The 17,237-nt window shown below is 43.1% G+C and carries 14 protein-coding genes, 1 pseudogene and 1 riboswitch; of the genes and pseudogenes, 5 read left to right on the forward strand and 10 right to left on the reverse strand.

What is annotated here, in order from left to right; translation table 11 throughout:
• Positions 1–51: 51 nt before the first annotated feature.
• Positions 52–765 (reverse strand): HAD family hydrolase, encoded by a 714-nt coding sequence (locus tag JFY49_RS08250; RefSeq protein ID WP_200222528.1) that lies wholly within the window; start codon positions 763–765, stop codon positions 52–54.
• A 190-nt stretch (positions 766–955) separates the two neighbouring features.
• A riboswitch (guanidine-I (ykkC/yxkD leader) is annotated at positions 956–1,063 on the forward strand.
• A 14-nt stretch (positions 1,064–1,077) separates the two neighbouring features.
• On the opposite strand from JFY49_RS08250, the pseudogene JFY49_RS08255 reads away from it, so the two are divergent.
• A pseudogene (locus JFY49_RS08255) lies at positions 1,078–1,307 on the forward strand (DUF1989 domain-containing protein); the annotation flags it as partial.
• Positions 1,308–1,431: 124 nt separating this feature from the next.
• Here JFY49_RS08255 and JFY49_RS08260 read toward each other — a convergent pair.
• The 7 genes from JFY49_RS08260 to JFY49_RS08290 form a co-directional block, all read right to left on the reverse strand.
• Entirely contained in the window at positions 1,432–2,070 is a 639-nt protein-coding gene (locus JFY49_RS08260; RefSeq protein WP_166170026.1) for a CoA transferase subunit B, read from the reverse strand.
• A gap of 4 nt (positions 2,071–2,074) precedes the next feature.
• Positions 2,075–2,779 carry a CoA transferase subunit A gene (locus JFY49_RS08265; protein WP_166170024.1) on the reverse strand — a complete coding sequence of 235 codons (705 nt, stop codon included), beginning with the start codon at positions 2,777–2,779 and terminating at the stop codon, positions 2,075–2,077.
• A 91-nt stretch (positions 2,780–2,870) separates the two neighbouring features.
• Positions 2,871–3,773 (reverse strand): hydroxymethylglutaryl-CoA lyase, encoded by a 903-nt coding sequence (locus JFY49_RS08270; protein ID WP_200222529.1) that lies wholly within the window; start codon positions 3,771–3,773, stop codon positions 2,871–2,873.
• Positions 3,770–5,764, reverse strand: a complete 1,995-nt coding sequence (locus JFY49_RS08275) for an acetyl/propionyl/methylcrotonyl-CoA carboxylase subunit alpha (RefSeq protein ID WP_200222530.1) — start codon at positions 5,762–5,764, stop codon at positions 3,770–3,772. Before JFY49_RS08275 ends, JFY49_RS08270 begins: the two co-directional genes overlap by 4 nt.
• A gap of 19 nt (positions 5,765–5,783) precedes the next feature.
• A complete protein-coding gene (locus JFY49_RS08280) occupies positions 5,784–6,578 on the reverse strand; it encodes an enoyl-CoA hydratase/isomerase family protein (protein WP_200222531.1) in 795 nt (264 codons plus the stop codon).
• A 12-nt stretch (positions 6,579–6,590) separates the two neighbouring features.
• The gene (locus JFY49_RS08285; RefSeq protein ID WP_200222532.1) at positions 6,591–8,192 is read right to left on the reverse strand and encodes a carboxyl transferase domain-containing protein; all 1,602 of its coding nucleotides are present in this window, start codon (positions 8,190–8,192) and stop codon (positions 6,591–6,593) included.
• Between the two features lie 36 nt (positions 8,193–8,228).
• Positions 8,229–9,401 (reverse strand): isovaleryl-CoA dehydrogenase, encoded by a 1,173-nt coding sequence (locus tag JFY49_RS08290; RefSeq protein WP_200222533.1) that lies wholly within the window; start codon positions 9,399–9,401, stop codon positions 8,229–8,231.
• Between the two features lie 147 nt (positions 9,402–9,548).
• Between JFY49_RS08290 and JFY49_RS08295 the strand changes: the two genes are divergently transcribed.
• From JFY49_RS08295 to JFY49_RS08310, 4 genes are all read left to right on the forward strand, one after another.
• A complete protein-coding gene (locus JFY49_RS08295; RefSeq protein ID WP_200222534.1) occupies positions 9,549–10,184 on the forward strand; it encodes a TetR/AcrR family transcriptional regulator in 636 nt (211 codons plus the stop codon).
• A gap of 97 nt (positions 10,185–10,281) precedes the next feature.
• Positions 10,282–11,970, forward strand: a complete 1,689-nt coding sequence (locus tag JFY49_RS08300; protein WP_200222535.1) for an AMP-binding protein — start codon at positions 10,282–10,284, stop codon at positions 11,968–11,970.
• A gap of 398 nt (positions 11,971–12,368) precedes the next feature.
• The gene (locus JFY49_RS08305; RefSeq protein WP_200222536.1) at positions 12,369–12,869 is read left to right on the forward strand and encodes a pyridoxamine 5'-phosphate oxidase family protein; all 501 of its coding nucleotides are present in this window, start codon (positions 12,369–12,371) and stop codon (positions 12,867–12,869) included.
• Positions 12,870–13,590: 721 nt separating this feature from the next.
• A complete protein-coding gene (locus JFY49_RS08310) occupies positions 13,591–14,781 on the forward strand; it encodes an MFS transporter (RefSeq protein ID WP_200222537.1) in 1,191 nt (396 codons plus the stop codon).
• Positions 14,782–14,847: 66 nt separating this feature from the next.
• On the opposite strand, the gene JFY49_RS08315 is transcribed toward JFY49_RS08310, so the two are convergent.
• Entirely contained in the window at positions 14,848–16,311 is a 1,464-nt protein-coding gene (locus JFY49_RS08315; RefSeq protein ID WP_200222538.1) for an alpha,alpha-trehalose-phosphate synthase (UDP-forming), read from the reverse strand.
• Positions 16,299–17,147 carry a trehalose-phosphatase gene (otsB, locus tag JFY49_RS08320; RefSeq protein WP_200222539.1) on the reverse strand — a complete coding sequence of 283 codons (849 nt, stop codon included), beginning with the start codon at positions 17,145–17,147 and terminating at the stop codon, positions 16,299–16,301. The genes JFY49_RS08315 and otsB overlap by 13 nt, the downstream gene beginning before the upstream one ends.
• Between the last annotated feature and the right edge of the window lie 90 nt (positions 17,148–17,237).

Genomic DNA, 17,237 nt, shown 5'->3' on the forward strand with positions numbered 1-17,237 from the left:
ATCTATCCCTACAGAAGATGTCATGAAATCTATGATTCATGACATCTTTTTTTAGTTTAGAGAACTTAATAACGCTGTAAAACCTTCTATATAATAATTCGCTTTGGATTTGATCAGGTCGCTTTCATCGGCAGAATATTGATCATAGAGTGCAACGACATCAATGCCGGCATGATTTGCAGCTTCCACCCCAATGAGCGAATCTTCAACAATCAGACATTGTTCTGGCTTTAGATCAAAATGTTGCAGTGCCTTTAAATACACTTCTGGATGTGGCTTGATGTTGTCGACATTTTCACGCGTTAACATCAATGCGAAATCGTTGCTGAAATCAATTTTGCTATTGATGAGTTTATTATTCTCTTGATAACGCTGGATATTATATAAACTCGTCGTGGTGGTTAACGCCAGTTGAATACCATGTTGTTTCAACGCCTGAATCAAATTTTCTGCTTGCGGTTTTAGCTCCACGACATAATCGAGAAAATGCCGTGAAATGGCATAACGGCGTAACTTTACTTGTTCTTTTGTTAAATTAAAACCATACAATTCATTCAGATAAGCACAATATTCCAGATAGGGATCAGCAGACTGTCGAAATTTATTCAGCTGTGTATCGCGCTGCTGCTGCTGAATGCTATGATGATCAACATCTATCTTTGCTAACTGTTGAATCAGGGCTGCGTCCACTTGATTCCAGATGCCTACGGAATCAATCAAGGTACCATCCAGATCGAAACACACCAGCTTTTTATCTTTAAACATGCCGAATCCATTTTATTGCTGACCGTATTATCAGACTTTATCTGGCAGATAAAAAGTCTAGTTTAGGTGCAAATACGGCATCGGATTTCGATTTCACAACGAAGATGACCTCTTTTTGCTCATTTTAAGTATTACGAACAATAAAAAGCGTAATACTAAATTGGCATGTCCTTTGCATTTCTTTAAGCATCATAAAGTGATCTAGGGTTCCGGCATTTTTCAATGTGACTGAGACCGAGAGTTCACGGCTAGGTTAAATAAAACCAAAGCTACACGGAGGGATAAAAGCCCGGGAGGTTGTAATTCAAACGGTCTGCACGAATCCAACGTGGCGCAGTATTACAACTTAAATCCTTAGGTGAAAATGCCAATGTTTCACTTTTTTGTGTCAATGCAGCAGACAAGCTTGAAGCCTACACCATGCCCGATAGCCTGAAAGGTCAGCATACGGCATTTTTTTAAGCACAGGGCATATTTTGGCGTCGGATTTAGGTCGCGCCATAATCTCAATTGTCAAAGATGACCACGGTTGGAACGATGCCTTAATAAATACAATTTACACGGGTCGCATTTTAAAGGCTGTTTTATTTAGCCACTTGGACTCCATGCCGAAAAGAGCTTGCCCTTAAAACGTTTCATTTTTAAGGGCTGGGTGGAGCAGGTGGATCAGGCAGCGTTGCGAAGTAAAGATACGCCAGTGACTTTCTGAATTTCCTCAAGACTCACATCTGGCGCCAGTTCAACTAGTCGAATCCCATCAGGAGTGACATCAAGTACTCCAAGGTCAGTAATAATACGGTTGACGACAGCCTGACCAGTCAGCGGTAAGCTGCATTGTGGAACAATTTTAGGCGTGCCATCTTTGGCGCAGTGTTCCATGAGCACCACAACTTTTTGTACACCTGCGACCAGGTCCATCGCACCGCCCATACCTTTGACTTTTTTACCCGGAATCATCCAGTTGGCCAAATCGCCAGTTTCCGAGACTTCCATGGCACCCAGAATGGCAATATTGACATGACCGCCACGGATCATGGCGAAAGAATCAGCGCTTGAGAAAAATGAAGCACCTTTCCTCGCAGTGACGGTCTGTTTGCCGGCATTGATCAAATCGGCATCGACAGTCTCCTCGGTTGGAAATTCACCAATCCCCAATAAACCATTTTCTGACTGTAGCCAGACATTGATATTTTCCGGAATATAGTTCGCTACCAATGTTGGCAGGCCAATCCCCAGATTGACATAGAAACCATCTTCAAGCTCTTGTGCAGCGCGCTGCGCCATTTCATTACGTGTCCAAGCCATGAGATCAAGCCTCCGCCTTTAAAGTCATCTGTTCAATGCGTTTTTCTGGTTGGGTATTTAAGACAATTCGGTTTACATAAATACCAGGTAGATGAATTTCGTCTGGATCAAGCGCACCAATCTCGACAATTTCTTCCACTTCAGCAATGGTGATTTTACCGGCCATGGCACAGACCGGATTAAAGTTTTGCGCTGTTTTACGGAAAATCAGGTTGCCCGCTTTATCCGCCTTATAGGCTTTGACCAAAGCCACATCGGCAGTCAAAGACTCTTCCAGAATGTAGGATTTACCGTTAAATTCGCCAACATCTTTACCTTCAGCAATGACGGTCCCGACACCCGTCGCCGTATAAAAAGCGGGGATACCGGCACCACCAGCACGTAATTTCTCTGCCAAAGTCCCTTGCGGAGTCAGTTCAACTTCTAGTTCACCGTTTAAATATTGACGTTCAAACTCTTTATTTTCACCGACATAAGAGGAGATCATTTTTTTTATCTGTTTGGTTTCCAGCAATAGCCCCAGGCCAAAACCATCCACACCGGCATTATTGGAAATACAGGTCAGGTTTTTCGCGCCCGTTTCTTTTAAAGCCGCAATCAAGGCTTCCGGAATACCACATAAACCAAAACCGCCGACCGCCAGGGTATGACCATCTTGAACAACACCTTTTAAGGCGGCTTGAGCGCTGTCATAGACCTTGTTTGACATCTTGTCACCTCTATTGTTGTTGCAGCAGATTTGGGCTGCTGCTTATATCCTTATGATTGCTTGAGGTCATTTTGCTCAAGCATGATTGTTTTTAAGCACAGGCTTTTTGCCAATAGGCATTGGCATAATTGGATGGATTATTGCGCTGCAAGACTTCACTGATATTACGACTGGCCTGCATCAGGGCATCCAGCTGAATACCGGTTTCATAGCCCATCTTGGAAAGCAGATAATACAGGTCTTCGGTTGAGACATTGCCTGAAGCCCCTTTGGCATAAGGACAACCACCTAGGCCAGCAATGGAGGAATCAAAGACCCGAATGCCTTGCAGAAGTGACTGATAAATATTGGCAATCGCCATGCCATAGGTATTATGAAAATGTCCTGCTAACACTTTGGCATCAAGTTCAGCCAGGCAGGCCTCCCAGACATTTTTCACCCGATCTGGTGTCGCTGTACCAATAGTTTCACCCAGAGACACTTCATAACAGCCCATCTCCAGTAAGCGCTGAGTAACTTTCACTACTTGTTTGGGATCAATCGCGCCTTCATAAGGGCAGTCGACCATACAGGAGACATAACCACGCACCTTGATGTCATTGGCTTTGGCTGCTGCCATGACATCGGCAAACTTCTCCAAACTTTCATCAATCGAACAGTTGATGTTTTTGCGGGTAAAGCTTTCCGAAGCTGCGGTAAACACCGCAACTTCCTTACAACCGACAGCCAGTGCAGACTCAAATCCTTTCATGTTCGGGGTTAACAAACTGAATTGAATATTTGGATCTTTGGGTAAGCTGGCAAACAGTACATCACTGTCCGCCATTTGCGGCACCCATTTGGCTGAAACGCAAGAGCCGACTTCAATCGCCTGCAAACCGGTTTTCATCAAATCCAGAATCAGGTTTTTCCGGTCATCCAGGGTGAGGGGCATTTTTTCATTTTGCAGGCCATCGCGTGGCCCGACTTCTACGATTTTGACAAAATCCGTCATGCGACTTCCTCCGCCAATGGCTGGAACTCGACCAGTTCATCACCGGCTTTGACCTGATCACCTTTCTGGAAATATGAGCTTGCGATGATACCGTCATGCGGTGCACGAATCGAATATTCGATCTTCATGGCTTCCAGCGTCATCAGCACATCGTCTTTTTTCACCTTATCATTGGCTGCGACCAGTACCTGGGTGATTACACCTGGCATCGGTGCAGTCAGGTTATTTTCAGCACCTTGTTCATCCTGACTGTTAAAGTCATTTTTCAGATAAGTAAACTTGTAGCTTTGGCCTTGATGGAACAGGGTAATGCCTTGTGCAGTCTGACTAAAGGACAGTTTTTGCTGTTTTCCTGCCAGTTGCAACGCTAAAGTATGTGCATCAATAAACTGACCCTGTATTTGAATCTGCTGACCGTTATAGCTGGCGACAAAGCCTTGATCTTGAGTATTGAACTGAACTTTTAGGGTAAAACCATTACGTTGTAATTGCACTATATGGCTATTTTTCTGGTTCAGGCGCCAGAATGCTTTTTGCTGCCACACCGGATTACTTGGAACGGGATTCTGTGCCTGACGTGAAAGTAGTTCAATCAGTGCAGCACTAACCACCAGTTCGGTACTGATATCAGCAGAAGGCTTGAGCAAAAACTCTTCTTCACGCTGGATCAGTCCAGTGTCTAGGTTTGCATTTTTAAATGAGTCACAGAGAACCAGTCGATCCAGAAAGGCAATGTTGTTGCCTAAACCGTCAACATGGAACTGGCAAAGTGCATGATGCATTTGGGTCAAGGCCGCTTCACGGTTTTTGCCCCAGACAATCAGTTTGGCAATCATCGGATCATAATAGGTGCTGATTTCATCACCTTCGACAATACCGCTATCCACACGTACACAGTCATTTTGTTCTGGATAGTGCAAATAGCTGATCTGGCCAATCGCCGGAATAAAACCTTTTTCTGGTTCTTCGGCATAGACACGTGCTTCAAGTGCATGACCGTGAATCTGCAATTCATGCTGCTGTTTCGGTAACGGTTCACCAAAAGCTACGCGCAGTTGCCATTCCACCAGATCCTGTCCGGTAATCATTTCAGTCACCGGATGTTCAACCTGCAAGCGGGTGTTCATTTCCATGAAATAAGCCGTACCGTCTTGCTCGACAATAAACTCTACTGTGCCAGCGCCAACGTAATTCACTGCACGAGCAGCGTCAATCGCAGCCTGACGCATCGCTTCCAGTTTATCTTCTGGCATTTTTGGTGCTGGGGCTTCTTCCAGTACTTTCTGGTGGCGACGTTGTACCGAACAATCACGCTCAAACAAATGTACATAGTTGCCATGCGTATCACCAAAGACTTGCACTTCAATATGACGTGGTTGAATCACATAACGTTCAATCAGTACATCTTCATTACCAAAGCTGGAACGGGCTTCACTTTTGCAAGAAGCCAATAAGCTGAGAAAGTCTTCGCTGCGTTCCACCAGACGCATGCCTTTACCGCCACCACCAGCACTGGCTTTAATCAGCACCGGATAGCCAATATTATCTGCCTGCTGTTTCAGGAAATCAGCATCCTGATTGGTACCGTGATAGCCGGGTGTTAAAGGCACACCTGCTTTTTCCATCAAGGCTTTAGAGGTGGCTTTCAGGCCCATCGCCAGAATGGCGGCTACTGGTGGTCCAATAAAAGTGATGTTATTGGCTTGGCATGCTTCGGCAAACTGGTCATTTTCAGACAGGAAGCCATAACCAGGGTGAATCGCCTGAGCACCAGTCGCTTTTGCTGCCTGAATAATACGGTCAATTTGCAAATAGCTTTGTGCGGCTGGTGATTCACCAATATAGATCGCTTCATCGGCCAGTTTGACATGCTGTGCCTGCGCATCGGCATCGGAATAGACTGCAACGGTAGCAATTCCTAATTTCTTCGCTGTACGAATCACACGGCAGGCAATTTCACCACGGTTGGCAATTAAAATCTTTTCAAACATTGTAGGATCCTTCTTGTTGTTATGCCGTGGTCTTGATCCAGGCCGGGCTTTGTTTATTTAAAAATGCATTTAAGCCATTTTTCGCCTCATCTCCCTGGCGAACATGGGCAATATGCTGTGCTGTTTTAAGCAGTAAATCTTCGGTCAAAACCTGTTGGTCAACCAGTTGAATCAATTGCTTGGAGGCGGTTTGCGCAGCAGGACCACCGAGTAAAAGTGCTTCAACAATTTCATCAATTTTGCTGTCGAGCTGTTCTGGAGTAGTGACTTCATGCGCTAGTCCAATGGTTTTGGCCTGTTCAGCAGAAATCCGCTCTGCGGTCAGGAAATAACGTGAAGCCTGACGCGCACCAATCGCACGAATCACATAAGGGCTAATGGTGGAAGGGGCTAATCCTAAACGTACTTCTGAAGTGGCAAATTTGGCATCGGTGCTTGCGATGCAGATATCACAGGCAGAAGCCAGCCCCATGCCACCGCCGAAAGCAATGCCATGTACACGGGCAATGGTTGGCTGTTTCAAGGTTGCTAGGCTTTGCAGCATTTTTGCCAGTTTGAGGGCATCGGCTTCATTGTCTGCCTGTGAAGCCTGACCGGCCTGTTTCATCCAGTTCAGATCAGCGCCAGCGGAGAAGCTTTTGCCTCGGCCCGCCAGAATCACCACACGCACATCATCACGGTCGTTTAAAGACTGGAAGCAGGCATGCAGTTCTTCAATCACCTGGGTATTAAAGGCATTGTGCAATTCAGCACGGTTAATCCAGACCGTGGCGACCTGATCCTGCTGTTCGAGCTGTAAAAACTGATAGGTCATTTATGTCACCTCTTACATGCGGAACACGCCGAATTTGGTTGGCTGGATGGGTGCATTCAGGGCTGCAGCCAGACTGAGGGCCAGCACTTCACGCGATTGCGCCGGATCAATCACACCGTCATCCCATAAACGTGCAGACGCATAATAAGGATGGCCCTGGCGTTCGTACTGCTCACGAATTGGCTGTTTAAACTGGTCTTCTTCTTCAGCCGACCAAGTTCCGCCTTTTTGCTCAATCTGGTCGCGTTTTAAGGTCGACAATACGCTGGAGGCCTGTTCGCCACCCATCACCGAAATACGCGAGTTTGGCCAGGTCCACATAAAGCGTGGCGAGTAGGCGCGTCCACACATACCATAGTTACCGGCGCCAAAAGAACCGCCAATCACCAGGGTCAGTTTCGGGACATTGGCATTGGCCACAGCCATCACCAGCTTGGCACCATTTTTGGCGATACCTTCATTTTCATACTGGCGGCCCACCATAAAGCCGGTAATGTTTTGCAGGAAAATCAAAGGAATATTGCGCTGGGTACACAGTTCAATAAAATGCGCACCTTTTTGAGCCGATTCGGAAAACAGAATGCCATTATTGGCGATAATCCCAACCGGCATGCCGTAGAGCTTGGCAAAACCGGTGACCAGTGTAGTGCCAAAACGTGCCTTGAACTCGTCAAAACGTGAGCCATCGACAATGCGGGCAATCACTTCGCGGATATCGAAGGGTTTGCGCGTGTCACTTGGCACAATGCCGTACAGTTCTGAACTGTCAAACAGCGGTGCTTCAATTTCATCTGCGGTCTTGTTTGGCTTTTTGTTCAGGTTCGCCACGATATTGCGGGCAATCGCAATCGCATGTTCATCATTCTCCGCCAGATGATCGGCCACGCCAGACAAACGGGTGTGCACATCACCGCCACCTAAGTCTTCACTGGAAACGACTTCACCAGTGGCTGCTTTGACCAGAGGAGGGCCGCCAAGGAAAATGGTGCCCTGATTACGCACAATGATGGTTTCATCTGACATGGCTGGCACATAAGCACCACCCGCAGTACAGCTACCCATCACCACAGCAATCTGGGCAATACCTTGGCTCGACATACGTGCTTGATTGTAGAAGATACGGCCGAAGTGATCACGATCCGGGAAAACTTCATCCTGTAAAGGCAGATAAGCACCGCCAGAATCGACTAGATAAATACAAGTCAGATGATTCTGTTCGGCAATTTCCTGAGCACGTAAATGCTTTTTCACGGTCAATGGATAATAAGTCCCGCCTTTGACCGTAGCATCATTCGCCACGATCATGCAGGTCACACCATTTACCTGACCCACACCGGCCACGACACCTGCTGCAGGAACATCATCCTGATAGACCTGATAGGCAGCCAATTGTCCAATTTCAATAAAAGCTGTACCTGGATCGATCAGATGATCAATACGATCTCTTGGTAATAATTTACCGCGAGCTAAATGTTTTTGACGGGCAGTTTCACCGCCACCCAAGGCAATTTTTTCGACTTTTTGTTTAAGATCTTCTACCAGCGTTTGCATAGCCGCCTGGTTGTTCTTAAATTCTTCGCTACGGATATTAATTTTGCTCTGTAATTGATTCATTCCGAACATCCTTGTTTATGTGCTTATGGTTTATCTTTAAGCTGTTTCATTAAACAGTTCACGACCAATCAACATACGGCGAATTTCTGAAGTACCCGCGCCAATTTCATACAGTTTGGCATCGCGCCATAAACGGCCAGCAGCAAATTCGTTGATATAACCGCTTCCACCCAAGGTCTGAATGGTTTCACCTGCCATCCAGGTGGCTTTTTCAGCGGCATATAAAATGGCACTGGCAGCATCTTTACGTAAGCTACGGCTATGATCCGCTTTGTCACACTCTGCGCCTACCGCATAAACCAGTGCTTTACAAGCCAACCAGGTGGAATACATGTCGGCAATTTTGCCCTGCATCAACTGAAATTCACCGATGGCCTGACCAAACTGTTTACGGTCGTGGATATACGGGATCACGGTATCCATACAGGCATCCATAATGCCCAGTGGGCCGGCACTCAACACGGCACGCTCATAGTCCAGACCACTCATCAGCACTTTGGTGCCATTGCCAACGCCGCCCATGACGTTTTCTTTCGGGACTTTAACATTGTCAAAAAACAGCGGATAAGTATTGGAACCACGCATACCCAGTTTGTCCAAATGCGTGCCATGACTGAAACCTGGCATATTTTTCTCAACCAGAAATGCAGTCATGCCTTTGGCGCCGGCTTGCAAATCGGTTTTTGCATAGACCACCAATACATCGGCATCGCCACCATTGGTGATCCACATTTTTGAACCATTCAGCAGGTAATGATCGCCTTTATCTTCAGCTTTGAGTTTCATGCTAACGACATCCGAGCCGGCATTCGGTTCTGACATTGCTAAGGCGCCGACATATTCACCTGAAATCAGTTTAGGTAAATAACGCTGTTTCTGTTCTTCAGTGCCATTTCGATTAATTTGGTTCACACATAGGTTAGAATGTGCGCCATAGGACAAGCCAATGGATGCAGAAGCACGGGAAATTTCCTGCATGGCAATGATGTGCGCCAGATAACCGAAATTTGAACCGCCATATTCTTCACTGACAGTTAGACCAAGCAGGCCCATCTCGCCAAATTTTTTCCAAAGGTGAGCCGGGAATTCATTGTCACGGTCGACCTGTTGGGCAATTGGGGCAATTTCCTTGGCGCAAAAAGCGGCCACTGAATCACGAAGCGCTATCAGAGTTTCATCCAAACCGAAATCCAAGCTTTGTAAATTCATTCTTCATCCATCCTGAGGTTATATTTGTTGTGTCCAAAAAAGCATTTTTGTTGTGCTTGTTTTTTAACATACAACGAAAAATTAAAAAAGTGAACCAATATTCACAAAATGATTTACAATTCATTTTATCTTGTTGAGAATAATTTTATGAGTTATAAAAGATCATCACTGATGCAGGAACGAATGGAACAAAATCGCTTGTCGATTTTACAGTCTGCTCGTGAACTGATTACTCAAGGGGGCTTTAAGGAGGCATCGATTCAGGCGATTGCAGAACGTTCAGGCGTTTCTACAGGGCTGGTATATCGATATTTCGAAAACAAAAACCAGATTTTGATTGAGGTTTTATCGGCAGCGATTCAGCATGAAGTAGGAATTTTGAACCATATTGCCGGGTCAGATTTGTCGCCAAAACTGAAATTGCAAAAATCTGTTACAACTTTTGTGAAGCGTGCCATGAACAGCCCCCAATTGGCGTATTCACTGATGTTCGAGCCGGTCAATCCGGAAATGGAACATGAGCGTTTTCGCAGTAAACAGCTGATCAAACAAAGTATTAAGGAGATTCTGGCCGAAGGGAAGGTGAACGGAGAGTTCGAATTTGAAGATTTAAATACCGTAGCTTTGGGCGTGGTGGGTGCCATGACCTTTGTGGTGATTGAACCTTTGAATCCATCCCGTAATGTAATGTTTGATCAGAAGTATAAGGATCACTTTGTCACACAGATTGCCGATTTTTGTGTTAACGCAGTACGTCGACAGGAGGGAAATTCAGCAGCATAAGCACACAAAAACAGGCATATAGACAAGGTCGTCGTGGTCATAAAACAATTAGTAAAGTTGAAAATCAGAATTACAAAGAATCAAGGAGATCGATTCAATGACACAAGTACGGTTAAGCTATGCCTATGGAACAAGCAGTCAACCCTTATTGGGCATGACTATTGGTGAAAAATTTGATCAGGCATGCGAACAGTATGCACATTCTGATGCAATCGTCAGCTTGCATCAGAATGTGCGTCTAACCTATCAGCAGCTGCAACAGCAAGTGAATGCTTTTGCTTGCAGTTTGCAGAAATTGGGTCTGGAAAAAGGTGACCGTCTGGCCATCTGGTCGCCGAACTGTGTGGAATGGACTATTACCCAGTTTGCAGCCTTTAAGGCGGGCATTATTCTAGTCAACCTGAATCCGGCCTATAAAAGCAATGAGCTGGAATATGTCCTGAACAAGGTTTCCTGTAAGGGACTGGTGATTGCAGCGCAGTTCAAAACCACTGACTATCAGGAAATTCTGACCAAAATTGCCCCTGAGCTGAAGCAGGCTGAAAGTAAATTACTCAATGCAGAGCGTCTGCCGCATTTGAAGCATGTCATCAAGATTGATGATCAAGCACATACTGGTCTACATCGTTTTCAAGACCTGCTGGTTGAGCCGAGTGCAAAAGCCTTAGAAAAATTACAGCAAGTTTCGAGTGAATTGCAGTTCGATGAAACCATTAATATCCAGTTTACTTCGGGGACTACAGGCAATCCGAAAGGCACCATGCTGACCCATAACAATATTTTGAATAACGGTTACTTTGTCGGTGAAGCGATTCATTTAGGGTCGGAAGACCGGGTCTGTATTTCGGTACCGCTATTCCACTGTTTTGGCATGGTGATGGGCAACTTGGCCTGTATTACCCACGGTTCAGCCATGATTTATCCTTCAGCAGTGTTTAACCCGCTGGAAACATTGAAAGCCATCCAGCAAGAAAAATGTACTGCGGCCTATGGTGTGCCAACCATGTTTATTGCCGTGCTGGAACATGAGCAATTTGACGAATTCGACCTGTCCAGCTTGCGTACCGGCATTATGGCGGGTAGCCCCTGTCCACAGGAAATCATGCAGCGTGTGATTGAACGTATGCATATGACTGAAATTACCATCTGTTATGGTATGACTGAAACTGCGCCGGTGAGTGCACAAAGCTCCACTGAAGACAGTGTCGAGCGACGTGTCAGTACCGTTGGCCGGGTTCATCCGCATCTGGAAGTTAAAATTGTCGATGAAGAAGGCAAGGTGGTTCCGCGTGGTCAATTGGGTGAACTGTGTGTACGTGGTTATTCCGTGATGCTGGGTTATTGGGAAGATCAGGACAAAACCCAAGAAGTCATTGATTGTGCACGCTGGATGCATACCGGTGATATTGCCGAAATGGATGATGAAGGTTTTGTCAAAATCAAGGGCCGAATCAAGGATGTGGTGATTCGTGGTGGTGAGAACCTGTTCCCGAAAGAAATTGAAGACTTCCTTTATACTCACCCGGCAGTTTCAGATGTACAGGTGATTGGTGTGCCAGATCCTAGATATGGTGAAGAACTGTGTGCCTGCATCATTCTGCACGAAAATGATCCATGTACTGAAGAAACAATCCGTCAGTATTGTCAGGAGCATATTTCGCATAACAAGGTGCCGCGCTATGTGCGTTTCTTCCACGAGTTTCCGATGACAGCTTCAGGTAAGGCGCAGAAGTTCAAGTTACGTGAATTTATGCAGGAAGAACTGAACTTGAAAGAAATTGCATGATATGAACTGAATATTTTGATATTGATGTCTCCCTCTTTATTTCCTCAGTAGAAATAAAGAGGGGTGTAGCTTTTAAGTCATTTGACTGCATATCCAACATTTATCTCTTCGAATTTAATATATGCCTGATCCGTCTTTCTTATACAGGAAAGCATGGTGAATACATATTTTAATAATAAAAAAATCACCAAAATTCATAGTATTGCATTCTTTCTAAACTAAAATGTAACAGAATTGGTCTTCGTTAATTCTTATGATCATTGCTAACAGCTTTTATTATGCAAATGTATAAAATCAGTGAGATAGGATATTAAAATTGGAAAATATAATTAATCTTGAACAGAAGTTAAGCACAAATTAGAGAGTTTATTTATTAGGTCTATTGCAGGAGAATAATGATGACAGATAATCAAGATCGTGAAAAATTATGGGAACTGATTAAAGAGATACGATTTTCAATGATCAGTCATAGTACTGAATCCCAGGAAATCCATGCACAACCCATGACTATGCTTAATTCTGAACGTATGAATGAAAGCCAGAACCTTTACTTTATTTTGAAAAGTACCAATGATCTGGTGAATGCGATTGAATCTGGACGTAATCAGATTGGACTGTCCTTCGCTAAACCTTCAGATAGCATTTATGTGTCAATTAGTGCACATGCACATATCAGTACAAATTCTGCCCTGATTGATGAGCTGTGGAATTCATCTGCTGAAAACTGGTTCGAAGGAAGAGATGATCCGAGTGTACGGGTTCTGGTTGCTGAGGCCGTCAGTGCCGAGTATTGGAATGTCACCGACAATAAAATGACCCAACTGTTTAAGGTGATGAAAGGAAGTCTTACCGGTAAAACGGATGAACCCCATGCAGAGCATAAAAAAATGAATCTGTAGAAGGTTAAGATTGTCTCATTGAAGATCATTATTGTAAAAATAAATAAAATCTTGAAGTTTAGAAACTGGCTCTGTAGTGTAAAACTATAGGGCTTTTTTATAGGGTCATCGAGATAGTTGAATGATTATTTTACTTTTCAAAGGAAATTTGAAAGAGGATCACTTCCTCATGAAAATGACTCGACAGGATTGCTGAAAAAACGAGCTAAAAGTCGCTTGGTGTACTGAAGTAAAGGTTTGCTATGAAATTAAAACATTGAATCTTTGGCAGATTTCTTTAGTAAGTTGTATATCTTATAAAAATATTAATGAATAACCACTTTAAATTTGGCTTTTTCTCTAAATAATTGCCATAAAAATCTCCGATAAAAAAGATCAGATAAGCTTGAGAAAATTTTTATAATTATTTCAATGATATGATTATTTAGTAGAAATCCTGAAAAACATAAAATGTTGTTTTTTATTTATTTATTTTAAAATAATTGAAGTTTTAGATAGTTTATTGTTCTTTTACCTAAAGAGATTAGATATTTACAGCAGTTACAAAATATTCTTTAAAATTCCTAAAAAATCGGCTTGATTTACTCTTTTTTTGTGTATAATTTCGCCAAATTAAAACCCTGGTTTAGTTATAGAAAATATCTATAATTGCCGGGGTTTTTCTCTGAAAATTATCCTGAAAGGGACGGCCAAAAAACCTATTTCTTGTGGTGGCACACATATGTTTTTAACTAAAACAGCACATCTGGATCATGCAACTCAGCACTCTGCACAGCGTTTATCTACATTACTGAGCTTCTTTAGTTTAGGTCTCAGTACTGCAGCATGGGCTCCGCTGATTCCCTACGCACAGCAGCGACTTCATCTGAATCATGCCGATTTTGGTACTTTATTGCTGTGTATCGGTGCAGGTTCCATGCTGGCAATGCCTGCAACAGGTTTACTAATCCAGAAAGTGGGGTGTCGTGCCATTATTTCCGTAGCCGTTTTATTGTTGCTCATGGTTTTACCCACCTTTGCCTTAACCAGTAGTATTTTGATCATGACCGTTGCTTTGTTCCTGTTTGGTACAGCTGCGGGTAGCCTGGGTGTGGCAATTAATTTACAAGCTGTGATTGTGGAAAAAAACAGTACCAAAAGCATGATGTCGCAGTTTCATGGCATGTGCAGTTTAGGTGGTCTGGCCGGAGTCATGACTGTTACTGCCTTACTTGCAGCGGGTATGAGCCCATTGATGAGTGCTTTGGCAATTTGTCTTTTATTGATGGTTTTGAGCCTAATTGCTGTGCCTAACAGTTTAGCGGTCATTGAAAAGGAACCAAAAACTGATACTACTGAAGTTGAAAGCAAGACCAAAAAATTCCCCAGTCCCTTAATCATTTTAATAGGTCTGGTGTGTTTTATTGCTTTTCTTTCAGAAGGTTCAGCAATGGATTGGAGCGGAATTTATCTGATCAATGAATACGGCGTAAAACCTGCTTTAGCTGGTCTGGCGTATACCTGCTTTGCAATTGCCATGACTTCAGGGCGTTTTGCAGGTCATTATTTAATTGAGGCTCTGGGTGAAAAAAATATCATCATCTACAGTGCAGTTTGTGCAGCGCTTGGACTGTTTACGGTGGTGGTTGCTCCACACTGGATTGTGGTTTTATTAGGCTATGCTTTACTGGGCTTGGGTTGTTCGAATATTGTTCCGGTGATGTTTTCACGTGTGGGCCGTCAAAGTGTCATGTCTAAAGCAGCCGCATTGTCATGTGTCTCTATCATGGCGTATACCGGCTCTTTATTGGGACCTGCTTTGGTTGGGATTAGCAGTGAAATGATGGGCTTGTCTGTCGTCTTTGGGTTTATTGCGACTTTGCTTTTAACCATTGCTTTTTTAAACCGTTTTACTCAGGTCAAAGCTTCTTAATATCTTGATTTAATTTATTAAAATAGAACGAGCATACTCAAGAGTAGATATGCTCGTTTTTTATCACTAAAAAATATAAAATTCTTGTCTTAAATACTTAATAATTCGCAATTTTCTGACAAGATTTTTTAGTGAATGAGGGGGGGTATTCACTTTTTCAGCGCCTTTCAGATCGGCTAAAAATGCATTACGCCAGTCATTGATATCAAAACTTTTTAAGCCATTCATTAATTGCTGATAGCGTTCCAAACGTTCTGATTTTGCCATGGTTAAGGCTTTTTTTAAGGCATGAATCATGCTGCTGCAATTTTCAGGATCGACCATTAACGCTTCAGACATCTGTGCTGCTGCACCGGTATATTTTGAAAGAATCAGTACTCCCGGATTTTCCGGGTCCTGGGCCGCGATAAACTCTTTGGCCACCAGATTCATCCCGTCACGCAAAGAATTTACCCAGCAAATATTGGCCTGCCGATAAATTTTCATTAATACATCATGTGAAATGGTGGCATGGGTACAGTTGATCGGTAACCAGTTATCTTGGGAAAACTCTTGATTAATCCAATCCACCTTGGACTGTAAATGTTCGAATAAATCTTTATACGCGGCAATTTCCATACGGCAAGGACAGGCAATTTGTATGTCGGTAAGATGCTTATGATATTCAGGATTGCTCTGTAAAAATGCTTCCAGGGCATTAAACCGTTCGATTAACCCTTTGGAATAATCAATGCGATCGACGCTAATAATGGTTTGCTGATCACTAAGACTCACAAATTCAAATATAGTGGAAGTATTTTCATCTTTTTGCTCGGCGACTTTTTGTATCAGTTCGGGGTTAACCCCAATCGGATAGCATTGCACAGTGACCTGATGATGATTAAAGCTCAATATGTGAGTATTGATAGGCTGAGTAGCCAGATAATGACTACACACTTGCATACATTGCTGCTGGTCATGTTCAGTTTGTAAACCTACAACATCATACTGGCAAAGGTCTTGAATCAATGATTGTGCGGTAGGAATTAAATTCCAGATCTTTAGGCCAGCAAAGGGAATATGCAGGAAAAATCCAATTCTATTTTTCATGCCCATTTCCCGACAATAACGCGCCACACTTAAAAAATGGTAATCATGTACCCAGATCAAATCGTCTGGCTCGGCCATTTGTTTGAGCTGTCTGGCGAATAGCTGATTAACCTGTTGATAGGTTGTGTATTCCTGAGCCTGGTATTCAATTAAATCGGCGCGATCATGCATTGCCGGCCATAAAGTATTATTGGCAAAACCACAGTAATAATTTTGGTACTGTTCTTCGGTTAAAGGACATGTAACGTATTCCACACCTTTAAATTCGGTTTGATTGAAGTGCGGCTCTTGATGATTGGTGATTTTTTCACCATTCCAACCTAGCCAGATTCCACCAATATCAGCAAGTGCATCTTGCAAGGCCACGGCTAATCCCCCAGCGGTAGATTTATCGGGATTGGGTAAACTGACACGGTTCGATAATACGATTAATCTAGACATGCTTTTTCTCCCTCTGATACTTGAGACAGTCTCAAACAATGTTCTTCTAAGAATTGTGAAAATAAATCAAGAAAATCAGTAACATCTTCAACATTTTTTAGTCGGTAATGCGCCTGGGTAGGTTCTGGTCCAACTTTTATACTGATACCTTCTAACTGATTGATAACTTTGAAGCCAGATTCGTCGGTTTTGTCATCCCCAATGAAAATAGCGAATACATCATTAAGATTTAAATACTCCAACATCGTTTGAATCGCTTGTCCCTTATCTGCCTGTTGAGGGAGCAATTCAAATACATATTTCCCTTCATTTATTTTCAGTTCTGGGTAGGTTTCTAGAAGTTCTTCAGCAATTTGTTTTGCAATATCAGCAAGTTCAGGATGTTGACGATAATGTATGGCAACAGAATAGGTTTTGTTTTCAATCAACAATTGAGGATAGGGCTGACAGCGTTTTCGAATATCATCTTGTAATGAAGAAAAATGAATTGCATTTGTAGCAATACTGAATTGAGTGTCGTCATCGATTTTTATTTCCAGGCCATGCGTACCCGCTATGGGCATTTTTAAAGGAAACAGGAGTTTTGAGGCAACCTTGACTGAACGACCCGTGAGAAAGATGATCAAAACATTCAAATGACTTAACTGCTGTAAAGTATTTAAGGTGGTCAATGAAATAAAACTTTGAGAGGGATCAGGATGAAATTCTGAGATTGTTCCATCAATATCCAGAAATAAACAATACTTTTTATCCAGGGATAAATAAGGAATTATAAACTGTAACAAGTTATGAGCGTAATATTGATCGGGGTGATAATAAGAACTTGAGCCACACATATTTACTGTCTATTAATTATTTGATTCATTCATAAATATCATTAAAAAAATAATTGAGGGATAAAAATATTATTAAAGCTACATAAAATA

Origin of the sequence: Acinetobacter sp. CS-2, from assembly GCF_016599715.1 — a bacterium.
In the GTDB taxonomy this organism is placed as follows: domain Bacteria; phylum Pseudomonadota; class Gammaproteobacteria; order Pseudomonadales; family Moraxellaceae; genus Acinetobacter.

Bases quoted from the DNA above. Each gene is read 5' to 3' on its own strand.
- JFY49_RS08315 (WP_200222538.1), bottom strand. From the start codon at position 16,311: ATGTCTAGATTAATCGTATTATCGAACCGTGTCAGTTTACCCAATCCC.
- JFY49_RS08275 (WP_200222530.1), bottom strand. From the start codon at position 5,764: ATGTTTGAAAAGATTTTAATTGCCAACCGTGGTGAAATTGCCTGCCGT.
- JFY49_RS08295 (WP_200222534.1), top strand. From the start codon at position 9,549: ATGAGTTATAAAAGATCATCACTGATGCAGGAACGAATGGAACAAAAT.
- JFY49_RS08250 (WP_200222528.1), bottom strand. From the start codon at position 765: ATGTTTAAAGATAAAAAGCTGGTGTGTTTCGATCTGGATGGTACCTTG.
- JFY49_RS08270 (WP_200222529.1), bottom strand. From the start codon at position 3,773: ATGACGGATTTTGTCAAAATCGTAGAAGTCGGGCCACGCGATGGCCTG.
- JFY49_RS08290 (WP_200222533.1), bottom strand. From the start codon at position 9,401: ATGAATTTACAAAGCTTGGATTTCGGTTTGGATGAAACTCTGATAGCG.
- JFY49_RS08310 (WP_200222537.1), top strand. From the start codon at position 13,591: ATGTTTTTAACTAAAACAGCACATCTGGATCATGCAACTCAGCACTCT.
- JFY49_RS08285 (WP_200222532.1), bottom strand. From the start codon at position 8,192: ATGAATCAATTACAGAGCAAAATTAATATCCGTAGCGAAGAATTTAAG.
- JFY49_RS08265 (WP_166170024.1), bottom strand. From the start codon at position 2,779: ATGTCAAACAAGGTCTATGACAGCGCTCAAGCCGCCTTAAAAGGTGTT.
- JFY49_RS08260 (WP_166170026.1), bottom strand. From the start codon at position 2,070: ATGGCTTGGACACGTAATGAAATGGCGCAGCGCGCTGCACAAGAGCTT.
- JFY49_RS08305 (WP_200222536.1), top strand. From the start codon at position 12,369: ATGACAGATAATCAAGATCGTGAAAAATTATGGGAACTGATTAAAGAG.
- JFY49_RS08280 (WP_200222531.1), bottom strand. From the start codon at position 6,578: ATGACCTATCAGTTTTTACAGCTCGAACAGCAGGATCAGGTCGCCACG.
- JFY49_RS08300 (WP_200222535.1), top strand. From the start codon at position 10,282: ATGACACAAGTACGGTTAAGCTATGCCTATGGAACAAGCAGTCAACCC.
- otsB (WP_200222539.1), bottom strand. From the start codon at position 17,147: ATGTGTGGCTCAAGTTCTTATTATCACCCCGATCAATATTACGCTCAT.